16 protein-coding genes and 1 riboswitch are annotated in these 20658 nt (G+C 56.5%); of the genes, 11 read left to right on the forward strand and 5 right to left on the reverse strand.

All coding sequences use genetic code 11. The annotated features are described in order from the left end of the window. Positions 1 to 108: 108 nt before the first annotated feature. The 8 genes from GURA_RS22770 to serA all read left to right on the forward strand — a co-directional run bounded on the left by GURA_RS22770 (position 109) and on the right by serA (position 10126). Positions 109 to 1884, forward strand: coding sequence for an ATP-binding protein (locus tag GURA_RS22770; RefSeq protein ID WP_011938630.1), 1776 nt, complete (start codon positions 109 to 111; stop codon positions 1882 to 1884). A gap of 104 nt (positions 1885 to 1988) precedes the next feature. Further along, positions 1989 to 3464: an anthranilate synthase component I gene (gene trpE, locus GURA_RS08785; protein WP_011938631.1), complete on the forward strand. Its 1476-nt coding sequence runs from the start codon at positions 1989 to 1991 to the stop codon at positions 3462 to 3464. 100 nt (positions 3465 to 3564) lie between these two features. Continuing rightward, positions 3565 to 4140, forward strand: a complete 576-nt coding sequence (locus tag GURA_RS08790) for an anthranilate synthase component II (protein ID WP_011938632.1) — start codon at positions 3565 to 3567, stop codon at positions 4138 to 4140. Positions 4141 to 4192: 52 nt separating this feature from the next. Further along, on the forward strand, positions 4193 to 5245 hold the full coding sequence (trpD, locus tag GURA_RS08795) for an anthranilate phosphoribosyltransferase (RefSeq protein WP_011938633.1): 1053 nt from the start codon (positions 4193 to 4195) through the stop codon (positions 5243 to 5245). Positions 5246 to 5263: 18 nt separating this feature from the next. Beyond that, positions 5264 to 6070, forward strand: coding sequence for an indole-3-glycerol phosphate synthase TrpC (trpC, locus tag GURA_RS08800; protein ID WP_011938634.1), 807 nt, complete (start codon positions 5264 to 5266; stop codon positions 6068 to 6070). A gap of 247 nt (positions 6071 to 6317) precedes the next feature. Then, the gene (locus GURA_RS08805; protein ID WP_011938635.1) at positions 6318 to 7670 is read left to right on the forward strand and encodes a TrpB-like pyridoxal phosphate-dependent enzyme; all 1353 of its coding nucleotides are present in this window, start codon (positions 6318 to 6320) and stop codon (positions 7668 to 7670) included. Positions 7671 to 7808: 138 nt separating this feature from the next. Then, positions 7809 to 8420 carry a phosphoribosylanthranilate isomerase gene (locus tag GURA_RS08810; RefSeq protein WP_011938636.1) on the forward strand — a complete coding sequence of 204 codons (612 nt, stop codon included), beginning with the start codon at positions 7809 to 7811 and terminating at the stop codon, positions 8418 to 8420. An 80-nt stretch (positions 8421 to 8500) separates the two neighbouring features. Beyond that, positions 8501 to 10126 carry a phosphoglycerate dehydrogenase gene (gene serA, locus GURA_RS08815; protein WP_011938637.1) on the forward strand — a complete coding sequence of 542 codons (1626 nt, stop codon included), beginning with the start codon at positions 8501 to 8503 and terminating at the stop codon, positions 10124 to 10126. A gap of 125 nt (positions 10127 to 10251) precedes the next feature. On the opposite strand, the gene GURA_RS08820 is transcribed toward serA, so the two are convergent. The 3 genes from GURA_RS08820 to GURA_RS08830 form a co-directional block, all read right to left on the reverse strand. Further along, positions 10252 to 11316 (reverse strand): 3-deoxy-7-phosphoheptulonate synthase, encoded by a 1065-nt coding sequence (locus GURA_RS08820; protein WP_011938638.1) that lies wholly within the window; start codon positions 11314 to 11316, stop codon positions 10252 to 10254. A 103-nt stretch (positions 11317 to 11419) separates the two neighbouring features. Beyond that, entirely contained in the window at positions 11420 to 12010 is a 591-nt protein-coding gene (gene pncA / locus GURA_RS08825) for a bifunctional nicotinamidase/pyrazinamidase (RefSeq protein WP_011938639.1), read from the reverse strand. Between the two features lie 353 nt (positions 12011 to 12363). Then, positions 12364 to 13623 (reverse strand): hypothetical protein, encoded by a 1260-nt coding sequence (locus GURA_RS08830; RefSeq protein ID WP_157046161.1) that lies wholly within the window; start codon positions 13621 to 13623, stop codon positions 12364 to 12366. 33 nt (positions 13624 to 13656) lie between these two features. Between GURA_RS08830 and GURA_RS08840 the strand changes: the two genes are divergently transcribed. The 3 genes from GURA_RS08840 (at position 13657) to GURA_RS08850 (ending at position 17250) form a co-directional block, all read left to right on the forward strand. Continuing rightward, positions 13657 to 14064, forward strand: coding sequence for a hypothetical protein (locus GURA_RS08840; protein WP_041245367.1), 408 nt, complete (start codon positions 13657 to 13659; stop codon positions 14062 to 14064). Between the two features lie 222 nt (positions 14065 to 14286). Beyond that, positions 14287 to 14450: riboswitch (cyclic di-GMP riboswitch) on the reverse strand. 245 nt (positions 14451 to 14695) lie between these two features. Then, positions 14696 to 16555 (forward strand): alpha-amylase family glycosyl hydrolase, encoded by a 1860-nt coding sequence (locus GURA_RS08845; protein ID WP_011938642.1) that lies wholly within the window; start codon positions 14696 to 14698, stop codon positions 16553 to 16555. 62 nt (positions 16556 to 16617) lie between these two features. Next, positions 16618 to 17250: a hypothetical protein gene (locus GURA_RS08850; RefSeq protein WP_011938643.1), complete on the forward strand. Its 633-nt coding sequence runs from the start codon at positions 16618 to 16620 to the stop codon at positions 17248 to 17250. 51 nt (positions 17251 to 17301) lie between these two features. On the opposite strand, the gene GURA_RS08855 is transcribed toward GURA_RS08850, so the two are convergent. After that, positions 17302 to 18033 (reverse strand): arylesterase, encoded by a 732-nt coding sequence (locus tag GURA_RS08855; RefSeq protein ID WP_232278991.1) that lies wholly within the window; start codon positions 18031 to 18033, stop codon positions 17302 to 17304. A 238-nt stretch (positions 18034 to 18271) separates the two neighbouring features. Further along, positions 18272 to 19831: a hypothetical protein gene (locus tag GURA_RS08860; RefSeq protein ID WP_011938645.1), complete on the reverse strand. Its 1560-nt coding sequence runs from the start codon at positions 19829 to 19831 to the stop codon at positions 18272 to 18274. Between the last annotated feature and the right edge of the window lie 827 nt (positions 19832 to 20658).

The following is a 20658-nucleotide window of genomic DNA, read 5'->3' on the forward strand; positions in this document are numbered from 1 at the left end:
TGTTTCCACCTTGGAAACGGCATATTCCCCGGTGATTTATTGTGTTGGAGAATGGCGTGTAAATGTGATTGGGTGTACATGTGATTGAATCGGTGCAGGGGGAGTTTTATGGAGTCAGCAGTACACGGAGAAGAAGCGTCTTGTATGGACATGACCCTACAGGGCAAAATGATGGGATGTGAAGCATTTGATGACATGGAAACCTTGATGGACGAATCTTTTCCTACCAGGATACTGGTCGTCGAAGATGAAAGCATCGTAGCCAAGGATATACAGACTACTTTGCAGTCCCTCGGCTATTCGGTTCCTGCCGTTGTTTCTTCCGGGGAAGCGGCGATAGACAGGGCGGCTGTCTCCGACCTTGATCTTGTGCTGATGGATATTGTCCTGAAGGGGGAGATGGATGGGGTAGAAGCTGCTGAACACATCTATGGAAACTTCAATATACCGGTTATCTATCTGACTGCTTATGCCGATGACCATACTTTGCGGCGTGCAAAAACGACTACCCCTTTCGGATACATACTTAAGCCGTTTGAAGAAAGAGAGCTGCAGACCGCCATCGAGATAGCACTATACCGGCACAAGATGGAGAATAAGCTAAAAAGGTCCGAGGCGGAATTACGCCATCAATTGGCAATAGAAAACATAATTGCCAATATCTCTGCAAAATTCATCAATCTGGGGACGGACGAAATCGAGGCCGGCATTAACCATGCCCTCCAGGCTGTCGGAGAATTTGCCGAAGTGGATCGTAGTTATGTTTTTACGATTTCAGACGATGGTACGATAATGAACAATTCCCACGAATGGTGTGCAGCAGGCATTGAGCCGCAAATGGATAACCTTCAAGGGATGTTGTTGGACGAATTTACCTGCCTGGCAAGGAAACTGAAAAACTACGAGATAATTCACTTCCCGTCCATAGCCGCGTTTACCCCTGAAAACCATGCCGAATTCGAGTGTCTCCAAAAACAGGGGATCCAGTCGCTTATCATCGTCCCCATGGTCTGTCGTGGTGCTCTCTTCGGTTTTGTCGGTTTCGATTCGGTCCGCCGGGAAAAGATGTGGCAGGAAAACGACATCACCCTGTTGAAGATGCTGGCGGAGATTTTTGCAAATACCCTCGACCGCAAGCGCGTGGAGGACGAGGTCGGTTGTCTGAATGCGGAACTTGAGCAGAGGGTTGCAGAGCGGACGATGCAACTGGAAACTGCCAACAGGGAGCTTGAATCTTTCAGTTATTCCGTTTCCCACGATTTGCGCGCTCCACTGCGCCACATCAATGGTTTCAGCCAGGCGCTTCTCGTCGATTATGCCGAAAAGCTGGACGAGCAGGGACAGGACTATCTGAACCGGGTTTGCGCCGCAAGCAACCGGATGGGGCAGCTCATTGACGACTTGCTTGAGCTCTCCCGCGTTACGCGGAGCCAGATGCGCTGCGAACCGGTAAACCTGAGCGAACTGGTCGGGACCATTGCCGAGATGCTCCAGGAAACGTCGCCGGAAAGAAAGGTGACGTTTCTAATGGCCCCGGATGTCGTCGTCAATGGCGATAACCGGCTGTTGCGTCTGGTCATGCAGAACTTAATCGACAACGCCTGGAAATATACCTCCAAAAAAGATTCTGCTACCATTGAGTTCGGCATTACCGAGGCAGAAGGGGAGAGGGCCTATTTTGTCCGCGATGACGGCGTCGGCTTCGACATGGCGTACGCCGACAAACTGTTCGGTGCATTCCAGAGGCTTCACGGCAGCGGTGATTTTGAAGGTACCGGTATCGGTCTGGCCACAGCCCAGCGTATTATCCACCGCCACGGCGGTCGTGTCTGGGGAGAGGGTGACGTCGGCAGGGGGGCGACATTTTATTTTACCCTGCAATAAATCTCCGACCCCCGCTTCTTGACACTGACCGGCCTGTATGTTACTAAAGATAGGCTAAGGTTATGGTTTCATTACCTCAACCACTACCTGTTTGGGGAGCCTCCATGTATTATCCCGATTTTGCATCGTTTCAATCCCTCACTGCCCAGGGCAATCTCATTCCCGTTTATCGTGAGATAATGGCTGATCTGGATACGCCGGTCAGCGCCTTCAAAAAAATCGACGACGGCAGATATGCCTTTCTCCTGGAGAGTATCGAAGGGGGCGAGAAATGGGCGCGTTACACCTTTCTCGGTTCAAACCCCTCCGTGGTGATCCGCACCCTCGGCAACAAGGTGGAGATTCTCGAAGATGGCGCTTCACGGCAGGAAGAGACGGCGGACCCGCTCGGGTTTGTCAAGGATTACCTCAAGCGTTACCAGCCGGTGGCCCTAGACGGCATTCCCCGCTTTTTCGGCGGCGCGGTCGGTTATCTCGGCTACGACATGGTCCGCCATTTCGAGCATCTTCCAACGACCAGACCGGCGCTGATCGAGGCCTACGACTCCTATTTCGTCATCACCGATACCATACTCATCTTCGACAACGTCAGCCAGAAGATCAAGGTGGTCTCCAACGCCCACCTGGACGGGGGACGATCGGCAGAGGACGCCTACGCCGAGGCTACGGCCAAGATCGACACCCTCATCAAAAAGCTGAAGACACCCCTTCCGGCCATGCCGTCCACTCCCCCTGCCAAAAAGGTCTCCTTTACTTCCGGCGTAAGCCGTGCGGAGTTCGAGCAGGCGGTGGAAAAGGCCAAAGAGTACGTGCGCTCCGGCGACATTTTTCAGGTCGTCCTGTCGCAACGTTTTTCCGGCGAACTGACCGTCGATCCCCTCGATATCTACCGGGTGCTCCGCACCCTCAACCCTTCACCGTACATGTTCTTTCTCCGTCTGGACGACACCCTGGTGGTAGGGGCTTCGCCGGAAGTGATGGTGCGCAGGGAAGGGGGACGGGTCGAGCTGCGCCCCATAGCCGGCACCAGGCCGCGCGGGGCAACGCCGGAAGAGGATACCGCCTATGAGCTGGAAATGCTCTCCGACCCAAAGGAGCGGGCCGAGCATGTCATGCTCGTCGATCTGGGGAGGAATGATCTGGGAAGGGTCTGCAAAACGGGGACGGTGCGCGTGTCCGAGCTGATGGTCGTGGAGCGCTACTCCCACGTCATGCATATCGTCTCCAATGTCCAGGGCGAGCTGGAGCAGGGGAAGGACGCCTTTGACGTGGTCCGGGCGACGTTTCCGGCCGGGACCCTTTCCGGCGCGCCAAAGGTGCGCGCCATGCAGATCATCGACGAGCTGGAGCCGGTGCGGCGCGAGATCTACGGCGGCGCGGTCGGCTATTTCTCCTTTTCCGGCAACATGGACCTGGCCATAGCCATCAGGACACTGGTGATAAAGGACGGCAGGGTCCATCTCCAGGCGGGTGCCGGGATCGTGGCCGATTCGGTCCCTTCCGCCGAGTACCAGGAGTCGGTGAACAAGGCGATGGCAGTGGTGAAGGCCATCGAAGCGGTGGAAAAAGGTTTGGACTAAAAAAAGGATCGAGGTACGAGGAGCGAGGATCGAGGTTTTTATAAATCCTTGTGCCTCGTACCTCGATCCTTGTTCCTGAAAAATGCGGAGCATTGAAAACATGTTATTAATGATCGACAACTACGACTCCTTCACCTACAACCTGGTCCAGTATTTCGGAGAACTGGGTGAAGATGTCCGGGTCTTTCGCAACGACAAGATCACCCTCGAGGAGATCGAGGCGCTCGCCCCCGAGCGGATCGTCATCTCTCCCGGCCCCTGTTCTCCGGATGAAGCGGGCATCTCCCTGGCACTGATCCGGCATTTTGCGGGCAAGATCCCGATCTTCGGCGTCTGTCTCGGCCATCAATCCATTGGTGCTGCCTTCGGCGGCGAGGTGGTGCGCTGCGATTACCTCATGCACGGCAAGACCTCCCTCATTCACCATGACGGCAAAGGACTTTTCGCGGGGCTTTCCAACCCGTTCGAGGCGACCCGCTACCATTCCCTGGTGGTGGAGCGTTCATCGCTTCCCGACTGCCTGGAGATCACCGCCTGGGTGGAGGAAGGGGACATTATGGGGCTACGCCATCGTCAATTCCCCATCTGGGGGGTGCAATTCCATCCCGAATCGATCCTCACCGTCGGCGGCAAGGACATCCTGCGGAATTTCCTGGAGATGACGAAAACCGTGTAGGGGCGGGGTTGCCCCGCCCCGGGCGTGTAGACCACGCCCTACAGGAGGATTGATGATCAAGAAAGCCATTGCCAAGGTTGTGGAACGGGAAGACCTCACGGAAAGCGAGATGATCCAGGTCATGGACCAGGTCATGTCCGGCGAGGCGACACCGGCCCAGATCGCCGCATTCATCACCGCCCTGCGCATGAAGGGTGAGACGGTGGCAGAGATCACCGGCGCGGCGCGGGTCATGCGGGACAAGGTTACCCGCATCCGGGTCGGTAAAAACATTCTCGACATGGACCGGGACGATATCAATGTCGATCTGGAGACCATCCTTGATACGTGCGGCACTGGCGGCAGCTGCACCAACACCTTCAACGTCTCCACCACTGTAGCATTCGTGGTCTCCGCCTGCGGCGTGAAGGTGGCCAAGCACGGCAACCGCTCGGTCTCCTCTGCCTGCGGCAGCGCCGACGTGCTCGAATCCCTCGGTGTCAATCTGGACGTGACCCAGGAAACCATTGAGCGGTGCATTAACGAGATCGGCATCGGTTTCCTCTTCGCTCCCGCCCTCCACGGGGCCATGAAGTACGCCATCGGCCCGCGCAAGGAGATCGGCATCCGCACCATCTTCAATATCCTCGGCCCCCTTACCAACCCGGCCGGCGCCGGTTGCCAAGTGCTCGGCGTTTACCGCGAAGACCTGGTGGAAAAGCTTGCCCACGTCCTGAAAAATCTCGGCTGCAAGCGTGGATTTGTCGTCCATGGTCAGGACGGCATGGATGAGATGACCCTGACTGCCGAGACGCGTATCGCCGAGGTCACCCCCGCCGGTGTCGCGACCAGGCTTTTCAGGCCCGAAGAACTGGGACTGTCCCGGTGCGGCATGGATGACCTGCGCGGCGGCGATGCGGCTGCAAATGCGGTGATAGTGCGGCGTGTTCTGGAGGGAGAAAAGGGGCCGAAGCGGGACATCGTCCTCTTGAATGCGGCCTTTGGCCTTGTTGCCGCCGGCCGGGTCGTTGATCCGGCAGCAGGGCTCACCATGGCTGCCGAGGCGATCGACTCAGGTAAAGCGCTGGCCCAGCTGGAAAAGCTGGTCAAACTAACCAACGAATGAATTGCGATTGGATGACCCATGGTTGATACACCCGACATACTGAAGAAAATCGTCGCCTACAAGGATGGCGAGCTGGCCGCTGTCAAGGCTGCGCGACCGCTCTCCGAAGTTAAGGCAAGGCTCGCCGGACTGGAAGACCATCCGCGGGGGTTTGCGCGGGCGCTGCGGGACGCCGGCCGGTCGGGCTGGACCCCGGTGATTGCCGAAGTGAAGAAGGGGTCTCCCTCGAAAGGGGTCATTCGCCCTGATTTCGACCCGCTTGCAATCGCAGAAACCTATCAGGAAAACGGCGCGGTCTGCCTTTCCGTGCTCACCGATGAACACTTTTTCCTCGGCCACTTGAGCTACCTGGCGCTGATCCGGGAGCGGATAACTCTGCCTCTTTTGCGCAAGGATTTCATTTTCGACCCCTACCAGATATACGAGGCACGGGCTGCCGGTGCGGACGCCGTTCTCCTCATTGCCGCCATGCTTGACCTCCACCAGTTGCGGGATTTTGCCGCACTGGCCGGAGAGCTTTCCCTGGATGTGCTTCTTGAGGTCCATGACGAGGCTGAACTGGAAACGGCCCTTGAAACCGATTGTGAGCTGATCGGCATCAACAACCGCGACCTCCGTTCGTTTGTCTGCGATCTCGCCACCACGGAGCGGCTGGCCAGGCTTATCCCCGCAGAACGGCTGATCGTGGCGGAGAGCGGCATCAACACCCGGGCCGATATCATCCGCCTGCAGGATGCCGGGGCCGGCGCTTTCCTCATCGGCGAGTCGCTCATGCGGGAACCGGATATGGGGGCGAAGCTGCGGGAGCTTTTAGGCACACTTTAAGCCCGCCACAGAGATACGGCAAACTGCGAAACCTCTTTACCGCAAAGGACCCAAAGGGCCTGAAGCGCAAAGAGCGCAAAGAGCGCAAAGGAGAAACAAAAAACTCCGATGGCTTTACTTCTGGAATCCGTAATGATTTTCGGTTATTCAGGTTATCTTCGCGTGCTTAGCGCTTCAGGCCCTTTGGGTCCTTTGCGGTTCAAAGATTTGTTTTTGCCTTGAAATATCAATGTGTTGGGAGGTTGTGATGAACACCAAGATCATGCTCAATGAAGATCAGATCCCGAAACAGTGGTACAACATCATTCCCGACATGCCGGGGCCGCTGGCGCCGGTGATAAATCCCCGGACCCTCAAGCCGGTGACGCCTGAAGATATGCTCGCCATCTTTCCCCTGTCGATCATCGAGCAGGAAATGTCCCCCCAGCGCTGGATCGACATCCCCGACGAAGTTCGCGAGATTTACAAGCTCTGGCGTCCCTCGCCGCTCTACCGGGCACACAGGTTGGAGCAGGCTCTCGGTACGCCGGCAAAGATCTATTACAAATACGAAGGGGTGTCGCCGGCCGGTTCCCATAAACCCAACTCCGCCATACCCCAGGCCTGGTACAACAAGCAGGCCGGTATCCGCCGCCTCGCTACCGAAACCGGGGCCGGGCAGTGGGGGAGCTCCCTGGCCCTGGCATGCAGCATGTTCGGCCTGGAGTGCACGGTTTACATGGTCAAGGTGTCATGCTCCCAGAAGCCGTACCGCAAGAGCATGATGCAGCTCTGGGGGGCGAACGTCATTCCCTCCCCGTCCGAGTTCACCAATGCCGGGCGCGCCATCCTGGCCCACGACCCGGACAACATGGGGAGCCTCGGCATTGCCATCTCGGAGGCGGTGGAAGACGCGGCCAGCCACGCCGACACCAACTATGCGCTCGGCAGCGTCCTCAACCACGTATGTCTCCACCAGACCGTTATCGGCCAGGAGGCGAAGGAGCAGATGAAGATTGCCGGCGATTACCCGGACGTGGTCATTGCCTGCTGCGGCGGCGGCTCGAACTTCGCCGGGCTCACCTTCCCCTTCATTGCCGACCGGGCCGCGGGGAAGAAGGTGCGCTGTCTCGCCGTGGAGCCTGCTTCCTGCCCGACCCTCACCAAGGGTATCTACGCCTTCGATTACGGCGACACGGCCAAGATGGCCCCGATATCCATGATGTACACCCTCGGGCACGATTTCATGCCGCCGGGAATCCATGCCGGCGGCCTTCGCTACCACGGCGATTCGCCGCTGGTTTCACAGCTTTACCACGCCGGGGAGATAGAGGCTAAGAGCTACAAGCAGAACGCCTGCTTCGAGGGTGCAGTGCTGTTCGCCCGGAGCGAAGGGATCGTGCCGGCGCCCGAGTCGTCCCACGCCCTCAGGGCTGCCATCGACGAGGCGGTCCTGGCCAAGGAGGAGGGGAAGGAAAAAACCATCCTCTTCGGTCTTTCCGGCCATGGCCAGCTGGATATGGGTGCTTACGACGCCTATTTGTCCGGGGCGCTGGAGGATTACGAGTACCCGGAGGAAAAAATCAGAGAGGCGCTGGAGAGGTTGCCGAAAGTAGGTTAAAAGCGGTCGGCGGTCGGCGGTTTTCAACGCAACGGTGTTGCAACATTTTACCTCGAACTTCGAACTTCGAACCTAGAACCTAGAACCTAGAACCTAGAACCTCGAACCTCGAACCTCGCTTTACAGGGGTATACACAAATGACAAAGGTAAAGATCTGCGGTATAACCACGGTTGAAGATGCTCTTATGGCCATCGAGGCGGGCGCCGATGCCCTCGGGTTCGTTTTTTACGATAAATCGCCGCGCAACATCATACCTGAGCGCGCTGCAGAGATTATCGGTTCTCTTCCCCCGTTTATCCATGTTGTCGGGCTGTTCGTCCATGCCCATCTCGATTTTGTCAATGCCACGGCTGACCGGTGCCGGCTGGACATCGTACAGTTGCATGGCGATGAATCCCGGGAGTTCTGTTCCCGGGTGAACAGGCGGGTGATAAAGGCCTTCCGCGTCAAGGACATCACCAGTCTTGACCGGATGGAAGAGTACCGGGTGGCCGGCTATCTGCTTGACGCATACTCTCCCAAGGCCTTTGGCGGTACGGGAATAACATTCAACTGGGATACGGCGGTGGTGGCCAAGAAGTTCGGGCCCATTATTCTGGCCGGTGGGCTCACTCCCGATAACGTGACAGAGGCGATCGGGCATGTTTCTCCCTATGGCGTCGATGTTTCGAGCGGTGTCGAGTCCGCCCCCGGCGTGAAGGACCCGGCAAAGGTCAGGGAGTTCATCAAGAGGGCCAAGGGGTTGTAAAAAAACGGTTCTACGTTCTATGTTCTACGTTTCTGGTTGCAGGGAAGGAACGAAACAATTTCAGGAAAGAAGGAGTGGCAATGAAGGTTATCGTTACTGACGAGGTGGCTCAGGAAGGGTTGGAACTGCTCAAGCAGGACCCGCGGGTGGAGCTTGACATTCGTCTCGGTTTGAAAAAAGAGGAGTTGCTGGCAATAATCGGTGATTACGAGGTCATCATCACGAGAAGCGGCACCACCGTGGACAAGGACCTGCTCGATGCCGGGAAGAAGCTGAAAATGGTGGCCAGGGCCGGTGTCGGTATCGACAACGTGGACATCGACTATGCCAGTTCAAAGGGTGTGATCGTCGTCAATGCGCCTTTCGGCAACACCAACAGCGCAGCGGAGCATGCCATGGCTCTCCTGTTGTCTTTCTGCCGCAATATCACCAAGGCCAACGCCAGCCTGAAGAGCGGCGAATGGAAGCGTGCCCCCTTTACCGGCGTCGAGCTGAAGGGGAAGACCGCCGGCGTCATCGGCCTCGGCAAGGTCGGCGGCAGGGTCGCAACCCGGCTCAAGGCCTTCGAGTGCGACGTGCTCGGCTGCGACCCGTATATCGCCGTCAAGCGTGCCCACGATCTGGGGGTAAAACTCGTATCCCACGAGGAGATCTACAAGAACTGCGACATCATAACCTTCCACACCCCGCTGAACGAAGAGACGCGCAACATGGTCGGAGAAAAGGAGATCGCCATGATGAAGGACGGCGTTATCCTCATCAACGCGGCCCGTGGCGGGATCATCAACGAGCAGGCGCTCCTGAACGCCCTCAAGGGGGGCAAGGTGTTCGGCGCGGCCATGGACGTCTGGAGCGAGGAGCCGCCGAAGAGCGAGACGCTCAAAGAACTCATCAGCCAGGACAAACTGGTCGTCACTCCGCATCTGGGGGCCAATACCTTCGAGGCCCAGATCAACGTGGCGGTCGACGTCTCCAAGGAGATCCTCAACTATCTGGACGAGCAGCCCCTGGAGAACGCGGTCAATATCCCCCGCTTCGACATGGCGCTCATGGACCAGATGCGGCCGTTCCTCAACCTGATGAGCGTTCTGTGCGATTTCGGCGTCCAGCTGGTGGAGAGCAACCTGGAGAAGGTCACCTTCAGCTATTCCGGTAACATCGCCCATTACGACTGCTCGCCACTGACCGTCTGCGGCCTTTCCGCTCTCCTCAACCGGCGGGTGGACCAGGACGTGAACATGGTCAATGCACAGCTGATCGCCGAGCAGATGGGGATCGTGATCGAGGAGAACAAATCGACCCAGACCGGCGCCTTCTCCAACCTCGTCACCCTTATCATCGAAGGGGAGGGTGGGAAACGGCGGCTCATCTCCGGCACCCTGTTCGAGGGGGCGCCGCGCATCGTGCGCCTCAGGGATTACTCCATGGATTTCGCCCCCGCTGAGCACATGCTCCTCCTGAACTACGAGGACCGCCCCGGCATGATCGGCAAAATCGGCACCATCATGGGCGCCCACAGCATCAACATCGCCTCCATGAACCTGGGGCGCCGGGAAGAGAAGGGGGAGGCGATGGTCATCCTCTCCCTCGATTCCGCCGTGCCGCTGGAGGTGATGGAAGAGGTCAGGATAGCCACCGAAGCCACTTTTATCCGGGCGATCCACATGCGTGGAGCCGGCAAATGCGAGCGGGGGTGCTGTGTTTAGAAAGGCGGTCGGCGGTCGATGGTCGATGGTCGATGGTGAGAAGTGAGAAGTGAGAAGTGAGAAGTAAAAGGCCCCGGCGGATGGTTCCGTCGGGGCCTTTTTTGTCTGCATATTTTCGGATGGGATTATGCCGATTTCCTGCCGCCGCAGGCCTTGAGGCTGGCGTGGGCCTTGCGCATGATGGCTTCGGTGGTCTGCCAGTCGATGCACTTGTCGGTTATGGAAACCCCGTACTTGAGCTGGGAAATATCCTTCGGCATCGGCTGGTTTCCCCCCTCCAGGTAGCTCTCGATCATGACGCTTGATATGGAGCGGTTGCCCGCAGCGATCTGCTCGATAACGTTTTCCAGAACCAGCGGCTGCTTTTCGTGGTTCTTCTCGGAGTTGCCGTGGCTGCAATCGACCATGATGGTAGGGGATAGCCCGGCCTTTCCCAGCTTCTCCTCGGTGAGGGCGATATCTTCCGGGTAATAGTTGGGCTTCTTGCCGCCCCTGAGGACCATGTGAACATCAGGATTGCCGGTGGTCTGGACGATGGAGGTGAGACCTTCGCGGTTGATCCCCAGGAAGCTGTGGGAATGCTGGGCCGCGATCATGGCATCGATGGCGATCTGCAGGTTGCCGTCCGTGCCGTTCTTGAAGCCGATGGGGAAAGAAAGACCGCTTGCCAGCTCCCGGTGGGTCTGGGATTCGGTGGTGCGGGCGCCGATCGCCCCCCAGGAGAGGTGATCCGCCAGGTATTCGGGGGTAATGGGGTCGAGCATCTCGGTGGCTATCGGGAGCTTCATGGCCGTGATCTCGCTCAGGAGCCGCCGGGCGATTCCCAGCCCCTTGGAGATGAGATGGGTGCCGTTCATGTCCGGATCGTTGATCAACCCCTTCCAGCCGACGGTTGTGCGAGGTTTTTCGAAGTAGACACGCATGACCAGGAGCAGCTGGTCGGAAACTTCTTTGGATAGCCTTGCCAGGCGTTCCGCATACTCCAGCGCGCCTTTCGGATCGTGGATGGAGCAGGGGCCGACCACCACCATCAGTCGCGGGTCTTTCCCCTTCAGGATGTTTTTGATATTTTCACGGCTGGCGCTGACGCATTCGCTTGCTTCCGCGGAAATGGGGAATACCTGACGCAGGTCGGTAGGGGCGATAATCGGGGTGATGCTCTTGATTTTCAGATTATTGGTCTTGATCATTGTTCCTGATTTCCTTGTCATCCGGCGAGTAGTGACAGCTGCGGTACTGTAGCCTTTTTGAAAGAGAATGTCAACGAAATCGCAAGGATGGGTGGGGTGGCGGTCAGTCGAAGCGCAGTGTTTCAAAGGTCGTCGTTTCCGCTCCTGCTGCATTTATTTCCGCCAGCGCCCGTTCCGAGTCCCCCGGTTTGAGGTCCACCCCGCGCACCGCATCCGTAAGGACGGTTACGGCAAACCCCTGCCGGAGCCCTTCCAGAGATGATTCCTTGACGCAGTAGTCGGTGGTAAGTCCGCCGATAAAGATTCTATGTATCCCCAGTTTCCTTAAAACCTCGGGCAGCGGAGTGCCATTGGCGTCGGCGCCGTGAAGGGCCGAATAATCGTCGCGAGTGGGGTCCATCCCCTTGGAGATGATGATAACATCGTCCGGCAGCATGAGCGCCGGGTGAAATTGCGCACCTTTGCTCCCCTGGACGCAATGGACCGGCCAGATGCCGCCGAATGCCTCGAAGTGCGAGGTCTTTTCCGGGTGCCAGTCGCGGGTGGCAAAGACGGGAAGCCCCTCTTTGCGGAAACGTTCGATGTAGCGGTTCAGAACCGGCACGACCTCGTCGCCCCTTGACACAGACAGTGCGCCGCCGGGGCAGAAGTCGATCTGGATGTCGACTACCAGGAGAGCGGATTTTTTTGTCATGATATTGTTCCTTATTAATAGCATCTATGGTTGAGAAGTAAGTACCGCCTTGATTTCATCCTTGATTTGAAATTGGAATAAGACCACGAGTTCCTTGCATGCTTAAATTGTATTAGACAAATCGATGTATGGCAACCCGTGTGAGGACGAAGTCAAAAAGCAACGGTCGCTATTTCGGCACGACCGCGCAGCTTTGGATTAACTATGATCTTGAGGTAGCGCGTGATGCTATTGCAGATAAGCTGGAAGCTGAAATTAAGCCGTTGAAGAGAGCGGCGTAATGCCCTTCTCTTCTTAAAGCATCCCGCCCGAGTACGGGCGGGATGCCCTGCAGAAAACTTTTCACATTTATCCTACTGGAACATCCAAGCCGTTCCCACATTCCTTCCGAAAATATCCGTTGCAGTTATGTTTAAGGTGCCAGTGCCTGTCGTTGGAGCAGTGGTTGGTCCCTGCATCCGCATGGTCATGGAAGTCCTGTTCAGGGGGAGGGTCTGGATTGCCTCGTTGCTGAAAGTACTGCTCGATATGTTGAAATCCGCCGTCATCATTGCAAAAGGCAAGGCCGTGGGCGTGGTGTAGGTAAAGTTCATGGACATCATCCCGCCCATCATGCCGCCCATCATGTTATTCATCATCGTTGAGAACGAGTGGGTATTCAAGTTCCCCGCGGGGGTCACGATGGGGAAAACTCCGCTTGTGCCCGCAGCCTCTGCCCTGGTTAAGCAGCGCTTCGGGTATATCATGGTTCGTTGTTCCATCGGGTTGTTGCGTGGGGGCAACGAACTGTAAAAAGAGAATATAACCGGAGCATTGTCCGGTAGGGAGGATATCGTTGCATCAGGCATCGTGAAAAATGTCGATTCCATGGTGGGTAACGAGTTGTTTGACGCAGACATCACGAATAGTATCGGATTGCCGGGTTCTTTGATGAACATGACGCCTCCTGGTGAGGGTAAACCCGGTCCGGTTGCCACGGCGGATTTGAAGGCATTCTCCACATCCATCATGTCAAAAATCAGGCCGGCTTCCGTTTGCGAGGTGGTCGCGGTAATCTGCCACTGCTGTGTCAGCATATTGTTGAACAATAATGACCGATGGCCGTTCCCCTTGAACTGCCAGGCATTGGAGGCGTTTTTCGCCACAACCATCTCGTCGGAAAAGGTCATATTGGACATGGTCATTGAGCCGTCACTGAAGCGCACAAAGAATGAGATCTTGTAGCCTCCGACCGGGGAATTGCCGACAAAGGTCACATTCGACATTTGCGTAATGGTGCCCTGGGCAATTAATGTGGGTACGCTAAGCTGGAGAAGGGTCATTACTTGGAATGCGGTCATTCCGCCATTGATGCCGAAGCCGGGGTCGGCAACAAAGAAAGGGGTCAAATCGGCAATGGTCATATTTGCCCCCTTGTTCAGGACAGTCCCCATGTTGTTCAGCATGGCGCCGATATTTTGCAGGTCGGTGGGAACCGCCGTCGATGGGATCTGGGTGATCGGTTGCGTCGGTGTAGCCATCTGGCTCATCAGGGCGGAACCGATTGTGATCCCGGACGTCCCCGACGTCTTGTCGAACACCGACATGGTCCCCGCCGAGGTGTTGATCGGCATCTGGACCACATCGAAGACCGCATCAAGTCCCGTATGATTGGCAGCGTAACCGGGTTCATGCCGGTCGCGTTGAAGGCTGTCAGAATCGGGGCCATCATCGTTTGCATGTCGGCAACAGCCTTGTTGAAGGTGGCGTTGGTTATTTTGGGGGCATTGGTAACAGGGTCGGCAAAGACCAGAGCCGGGTCGTTGACCCCCGCCGCGGCTGCGACCACGATGCTTGACATGGGATTGATGTTGGCTGTCCCTGTCCCCATGGCCACTGAGAACATGGTGATGCTCGTTCCCCCTGTAGTTCCGTCAGCCTTGAGGATGAACGGAGGAGTCATGCCGGAAACGTTAAAAGCGAAGCTTCCATCCGGGTTAAGTTTCAAGGGAGAACCGGCTGCCGCCGTTCCTTTCGCATCAACCATGGGATTAGTGGTGATCCTGACGCTGTAACACCCGAAACCGTAGGAGCACCGCCTCCGCCACCACCGCCACAACCGTTGAAAGCAAATACGACTACCGCCAGGATCAGATAGACTGTTAGTGAGATTTTGTTTGATTTCATGCCATTCTCCTTTTGTTGGGTTAAATGTCGATAATCGGTTAACAGCTCCTTTCTTCACCCGGCAAATAAAAAGGCCGGGTTATACGCATGCAACCATACAAATGGTCACAAACGGCAACCCGGCCAACTTGGAGAATAACATCTTGTGGAGAAACTATATTAACAAGGGAAAGCAGATTCAATGACAGACGGAGTCAATTCATTGGAATTCATTGGAACCCAAGTCCCGTTGGCTTTCCGTCCCCTGATTGCTCAAGGTTTGGCATTTCAAGTCTACTGCAATAAATCCCAGTTACAACCAGCGATTCCGGTCAGGAACAGGCACGTGGCGGCAGGTCGGTAGCGCCCGCGTATTCTGCAGCCTTGAAAGGAGACCAGGGGGCAAGGCGGTTGGGCCATGCTGCGAATGGTTTTATTGACACGTAAACCTGTAATGTTAAAGTGTATTCATGCTGATGCCGGACACCTCTGCAGCAAATTCTGTTTGAAGGCAACATACATATCAGGGGGTAACCGTTCATGGATCGAGTGAGCGACATCGATTTCGCGGCACTTTGCGCCGGCAGGAAGTTTCAACCGTCACCACTTGCGTGGGAAGACCAGGTGCTTTACTTCCTGCTCCTTGACCGCTTTTCCGATGACAAGGAACAGGGGTACAGGGGAAACGACGGGGAGCCGGTCACGGGCGGCCACACCCTGCCATACGACCCGGCGGTCGACAACGGAAACGCCGTGGCCACCCCGGACAATGCGGCTGTCTGGCGGGATGCGGGGGGGAAATGGTGCCACGGCAATCTGCGGGGCCTCACCGGCAAGATCGGCTACCTGAAGCGGATGGGAGTGACCGCCATCTGGCTCAGCCCGATCTTCAAGCAGGTTTCCTTCCAGCCGACCTATCACGGCTACGGCATCCAGGATTTTCTTTCCGTGGACCCGCATTTCGGGAGCGTTGCAGATCTCGGGAAGATGGTGCGGACCGCCCACGCCAATGGCATCTACGTCATTCTCGACATCATTCTCAACCACAGCGGCAATGTCTTTACCTATGCCGTGGAGAACGGTGAGCCCCCCTGGCGCGGGGGAACCTATCCGGTGGTGGGGTTCAACAACGAGCAGGGGGCGGCAAGCCTCCCGTTTCAGGACTATGAGCAGAATCCGATGCCAGTGGGGAAGGATGACGCGGTCTGGCCCGGGGAATTCCAGAATCCCGCCTGCTTTACCCAAAAGGGGCGGATCAGGAGTTGGGACTACGACCCTGAGTTCAGGGAAGGGGACTTCTTCGACCTGAAGGACATCAACCACGGCTACGGTCCCGACGCCGGTTACACTCCCTCCCCGGCGCTGCTCAACCTCTGCGAGATCTACAAGTACTGGATCGCCGCTGCCGACATCGACGGCTACCGCATCGACACGGTTAAGCACATGGACATCGGCGCAACGCGCTTCTTCGTCTCGGCCATCAAGGAGTTTGCCCAGACCATCGGCAAGGAAAACTTCTTGCTGGTGGGGGAGATCACCGGCGGCAGGGAGCGGGCCTTCGACACCCTGGAGGAGACCGGTCTGGACGCGGCGCTGGGCATCGACGACGTGCAGCTCAAGCTGGAAGGGCTGATGAAGGGGGAGAACAATCCTGAGGAGTACTTCAACCTGTTCCGCAACTCGCTTCTGGTGCGAAAAGACTCCCACGTCTGGTTCAAGGACAAGGTAGTGACCATGATCAACGACCACGATCAGGTCTGCAAGGGAGAGCACAAGGCGCGCTTCTGCGCGGCGGGCGACGGGAGCAAGCTGGCCCTCGGAGCCCTGGCCCTGAACGCCATGACCATCGGCATCCCCTGCATCTACTACGGCACCGAGCAGCGCTTCGACGGCCGGGGCGACTGGGACGGGGCGGACCGCTACATCCGCGAGACCATGTTCGGCGGCTCCTTTGGCGCCTTCCGGTCAAAAGAGCGTCATTTCTTCGACGAGAGCGGTGATCTGTTCCGCGAGCTGGCTGACATCCTGAAGCTCAGGGAAGAAAAGCTCGTGCTGCGCCGGGGACGCCAGTACCTGCGGGAGATCTCCGGCGACGGGGTCAATTTTGACCTCCCGAGAATCATGGGGGGGCGGATGCTGTCGGTGGTGGCCTGGTCGAGGATTCTCGACAAGACGGAGATGGTGCTTGCCGTCAATACCGATCCGGATAACGCGCACAAGGCCTGGGTGCTGATGGATGCCGGGCTTCATCCGGCGGGGAGCAGCTTGAAGTGTGTCTATTCGACGCAGCACGGGGATGAGGGGGCGCTGGTGCTGACGGTGCAGCGGAAGGGGGCTGCGGGCGATATTGCTGCGGTTGAGTTGGATGTGCCTGCGGCGGGATTTGTGGTGTTGGAGTAGGGGAAGATTGGGGACGGCTGGCTATCAGACGCCCCAAGAACCATACGAATGGAGTAAAAGTGATGGCAACCGAGTCCAACATGCAGTCGCTCTTCCAGTGGCTCAAGAATCCCAGCTCAATTCTTTCGCTGATCGCCACCATACTATCCATCACTACTTTCATTTTTGTATATGTCGACAAAGGCAAGATTGAGATACTTCTCCCGCATAACCTTGGAATCGGCATAACGTCGAATACAAAGAATTTCGATATTCTTGTTTCGGCAGCATATTCAAACACCGGGGCCCCGCGGACTCGGCATCACATACAACACATAACAGCCTCAATCAAGTCTTTAGGAAAAACTACGCCACTGGATGGCGAATATAAATGGACTTATGAGCAGCGCTTTGTAGGAGCCGATGAGTATCTCTCGAAGCATAAGGAAAGGAAGGATGAAGGGCTCCGAGACTACCTTGACTATGTAAGTCGCGCCGTTCCGTTCACGCTGAAGGGCGGCGAATCCACAGCAAAGACGATAGAGCTTGAGGGCGCAAAAGGCACCGACCTTTTACTGCCGTCTCGCCTTCAACTCAAATTGACGGTACACGCAAATACTGGGTCTTATGTGGCTTCCGCAATCTATGTTTGCCCTGCCGTTCCGCCAAAGTTAAAAGAGATAACATACTGCGAGCGACAAGAGAAGAGTGATTAGGTCACATAGGGGCATGCTTCTTCGGCATGGCGGCCGACGCTCCTGATCGGCTCAGGGTATGGCTCCTGACCGTCGCAGTGCCGCAGCAATGCGCTCGGCCAGCTGGCGATAGCCGGCGGCATTGGGGTGTATGGGGTCGGACTTCAGGGGATTGTCCGCAAGAATGCGCTTTAGCGACTTTTCATCCAGGGGGATGCCTGCATCGCGGGCAATCCGCTCGTACAGAGAAGGAACCTCCAGGCCGAAACCGAGCCTGGGGATACCGACCAGAAGCACACCACATCCACGCTCCTGCGCAGTCCTGACCATCTCCCGCAGGTTTGCCTCCGTCGTCGCCTCATCCAGGTGGCGAAGAAAATCGTTCCCGCCGAGGCAGATAATAACGAGGGCCGGACGATGCTCATCCAGAAGCGCCGGCAGCCGTGCTTTCCCTTCGTCGGTACCCTCTCCCGATACGCCCGCATTCACCACCCGTTTCCCGATCAACTGCTCCAGCACGGCAGGATAGCTCTCCTCCGGTCGGGCGCCTGAACCGTAAGTGATGCTGTCGCCGAAGGCCAGCACCACGGCGTCGGTCGGGAGCGGCGCCAGTTCCGGCGAACGGTGGCAGGCTGAGAGGAAGAGGAAGAGGAAGAGGAAGAGGAAGAGGAAGAGGAAGAGGAAGAGGAAGAGGAAGAGGAAGAGGAAGAGGAAGAGGAAGAGGAAGAGGAAGAGGAAGAGGAAGAGGAAGAGGAGACCCAGGCAGGCGGATCGAAGGATCTTGGGAATCGCGGGATGCATCATTTTTCCTCTTCCCGAGCAACAGGTATTGATAAAAAAGGGTCGTACCTAACGTTTCAACCTATAAAAAGCATTGTAACCACGAATTTGCACGAATATAAAAGCTCTTGTGATGCAAAAGGCACTTACCAGATCGGTGACTTCTCAATATTTAACAAGGGGTTAAAAACATTCGTGTTTATTCGTGTCATTCGTGGCTAACTGCCGTTTTGGGTTCGATGTTCCGCACTACTCGGCAAATCTATGCAACGATCCCCGTCCTCTCTGTCTCCCTGCCGCGGTTATAGTAGTGGAGAGCGACCAGCAGCAGTGCGGCTATCAGATAGGCAAGCGCATACGCTTTGGCTGCGCCGAAACCGAACCTGTTCCGGATGCCTGTCGGGGTGAGGACATAAGCATGAATAACTCCGAAAAAGGAGAGCACAGCCGCGGCTGTTGTCCATATTGCAGCCTTGAAGAATTGCCTCTCGACCACAAACACCATGATTGCCGACAGAATCATGCATGTGAGCATGAACCCCTGGCTCATGGAGATGATGCCGTACACGTAGAGGTCGCCGCCAAATTTCGGTGCCACATCGTACAGACTTGCGCCTGCCTTGCGCAGTGTCGTTTCAACGAGCAAAAGCGCCCAGGCCGCGAGTGCCGGCATCAGTCCGATCGCCACCGCGACACTGTGTTTCTTCGGCACCTCCTGGAACGCCTGGGCCGTGATTATGATCCCGATCCAGAGCAGAATGCCGATCATGGCTTCCATCGGCACAACCTTGAGAACCAGGGTTACTCCTCCGATCAGGCAGAGGGCTGAAATCACGACGCCGTTAAGTATGGAGTAACCCCATCTGGCTCCCATGGCCTTCCAGCCCGGATGCCCTATGTAAATCGTGGTCGGGAATGGATTTCCCAGGCATGCCGCCACAATCGATGCGAACCCGTTGACCAGCAGGGACGATTTCGTATCGTACCGGTCGCCTGCAGCTTCCGCACTCTCAAGGTTCTGGAGTGAGCCGATCACATTGAACAGCGCCATGGGGAATATGACGGAAAAGTACTTCCACCCCTGACCATTTGTGAGGAAAGCGAGCATGTCGGAAAAAGCGGGCTTGGGAACGTGGACGGCAAACAGGTACGGCTCCTGAAGTGGTTGAAAAAAAGGATATCCGGCCAGCCTGAGAATCCATCCCATGGCCACCCCCAGCGCCACGGCGATGAATCCGCCCGGAAGGCCCAACGGCAGTTTGATCTGTCCGCCATAAACGAAGATCACAAACAGTGCAGGCACTACCGCAATAGCCGGCATGGCGAAGATCTGGAAGACGAACCCCATGGAGATGAAGGTGATGGCAATGCCGGCCAGCGACGACAGCAGCGCGGCCCGGGGAGTATGCCTGCGGAGCCAGTCGCCGACAAAGGCCCCGACGCACTCCAGAACCGCACTGGCGAGGCATGCGAACAGACCGGCCTGCCAGGCAAGGTTCGGATCTTTCGTTTCGAAATATATCGGGGCAATGATCAGGAAAACAAAGGCGATGAGACTGACGGTGTTGATGCCGTAAGGCAAGGCGGTGACATCCGTCCGACCCGTCCTGATGGCCAGCTTTCTTGCCTGCCATGCGTAAAACAGGTTGCCGAACAGGATAGAAAGGGCCGCCCCGGGAAGTATCCTGCCGAAAACAAGATCCGGCGGCATGCCGCATACGTTACCGCAAAGGACCGCGATCAACATCAGCTGCAACAGATTGTCGACGAACAGCCCGAAGAAACCGTCAATATCTCCGCGAACAAACCATCCGACTTTCATAGAGTAAGTTTCCTTTTTCCCTCTTTCGATTTAAACGCTAGGCTGACCGGCTTGACCGGTAGTGCCGTCTTGTTGGCGCTCGCCGTTCCTCAACTCGTCTTGGCTCTCTCGGCCTTTATATCCATTTCCGTCGGCTTGATCCGCTTTCACAATCTTTCATGATCTTCCGAGGGCTTAGCATACTTAGATTGGGGGAGCTTTCCGCATTATCAAGTTATCAAGTCCTGACCCCACTGCCTGCCCTGACCCCACTGCCTGCCCCTGACCCCACTGCCTGCCCCACTGCCTGCCCTTGACCCCACTGCCTGCCCTGACCCCACTGCCTGCCTAAGTTATCAAGTCCTGACCCCACTGCCTGCCTCCTGACTCCTATAAATCGCATGTTCTCCATTACCCGTCGTAATATGCTTCTACACTCTAAACCTCTCCACCATCTCCTTCACCACCAGCTTCATCCCCGATTAATCTCGGACCGAGATAACAATTATGAACAATGAAAATGACGGCTCAAATCCATAATTCAGAAGTCATCAGATTTATCCCGACCTTTCAGCTCGTGTATCCCCGACCGGCCTGCATTTTAATCCCGTGAAATTCGACGGGATTAAAATCTATGTTGTTGAGCTGCTCCCAGATGCCGAAAAATTCGATTGTATTGCGGTTCCGCAGCCAGTTCCTGATCAGATCGTCGGAGCCCCACCTTTGTACACCCGCCCCCACCAAGGTGTCAAACAGAATTAACACATTTTTAATGGTAAAAGGATTGTGGTCATCTCAACCGACAGCGACGCCACCGCATCCGGCGATTATTCTGCTACACTTTCAGG

The sequence above is a fragment of the Geotalea uraniireducens Rf4 genome (assembly GCF_000016745.1).
Classification (GTDB): Bacteria; Desulfobacterota; Desulfuromonadia; order Geobacterales; family Geobacteraceae; genus Geotalea; species Geotalea uraniireducens.

Bases quoted from the DNA above. Each gene is read 5' to 3' on its own strand.
- GURA_RS22770 (WP_011938630.1), top strand. From the start codon at position 109: ATGGAGTCAGCAGTACACGGAGAAGAAGCGTCTTGTATGGACATGACC.
- trpE (WP_011938631.1), top strand. From the start codon at position 1,989: ATGTATTATCCCGATTTTGCATCGTTTCAATCCCTCACTGCCCAGGGC.
- GURA_RS08790 (WP_011938632.1), top strand. From the start codon at position 3,565: ATGTTATTAATGATCGACAACTACGACTCCTTCACCTACAACCTGGTC.
- trpD (WP_011938633.1), top strand. From the start codon at position 4,193: ATGATCAAGAAAGCCATTGCCAAGGTTGTGGAACGGGAAGACCTCACG.
- trpC (WP_011938634.1), top strand. From the start codon at position 5,264: ATGGTTGATACACCCGACATACTGAAGAAAATCGTCGCCTACAAGGAT.
- GURA_RS08805 (WP_011938635.1), top strand. From the start codon at position 6,318: ATGAACACCAAGATCATGCTCAATGAAGATCAGATCCCGAAACAGTGG.
- GURA_RS08810 (WP_011938636.1), top strand. From the start codon at position 7,809: ATGACAAAGGTAAAGATCTGCGGTATAACCACGGTTGAAGATGCTCTT.
- serA (WP_011938637.1), top strand. From the start codon at position 8,501: ATGAAGGTTATCGTTACTGACGAGGTGGCTCAGGAAGGGTTGGAACTG.
- GURA_RS08820 (WP_011938638.1), bottom strand. From the start codon at position 11,316: ATGATCAAGACCAATAATCTGAAAATCAAGAGCATCACCCCGATTATC.
- pncA (WP_011938639.1), bottom strand. From the start codon at position 12,010: ATGACAAAAAAATCCGCTCTCCTGGTAGTCGACATCCAGATCGACTTC.
- GURA_RS08830 (WP_157046161.1), bottom strand. From the start codon at position 13,623: ATGCCGATCAACACCTCGGCGGGGACCATGTCGGTGTTCGACAAGACG.
- GURA_RS08840 (WP_041245367.1), top strand. From the start codon at position 13,657: ATGATTGGCAGCGTAACCGGGTTCATGCCGGTCGCGTTGAAGGCTGTC.
- GURA_RS08845 (WP_011938642.1), top strand. From the start codon at position 14,696: ATGGATCGAGTGAGCGACATCGATTTCGCGGCACTTTGCGCCGGCAGG.
- GURA_RS08850 (WP_011938643.1), top strand. From the start codon at position 16,618: ATGGCAACCGAGTCCAACATGCAGTCGCTCTTCCAGTGGCTCAAGAAT.
- GURA_RS08855 (WP_232278991.1), bottom strand. From the start codon at position 18,033: ATGATGCATCCCGCGATTCCCAAGATCCTTCGATCCGCCTGCCTGGGT.
- GURA_RS08860 (WP_011938645.1), bottom strand. From the start codon at position 19,831: ATGAAAGTCGGATGGTTTGTTCGCGGAGATATTGACGGTTTCTTCGGG.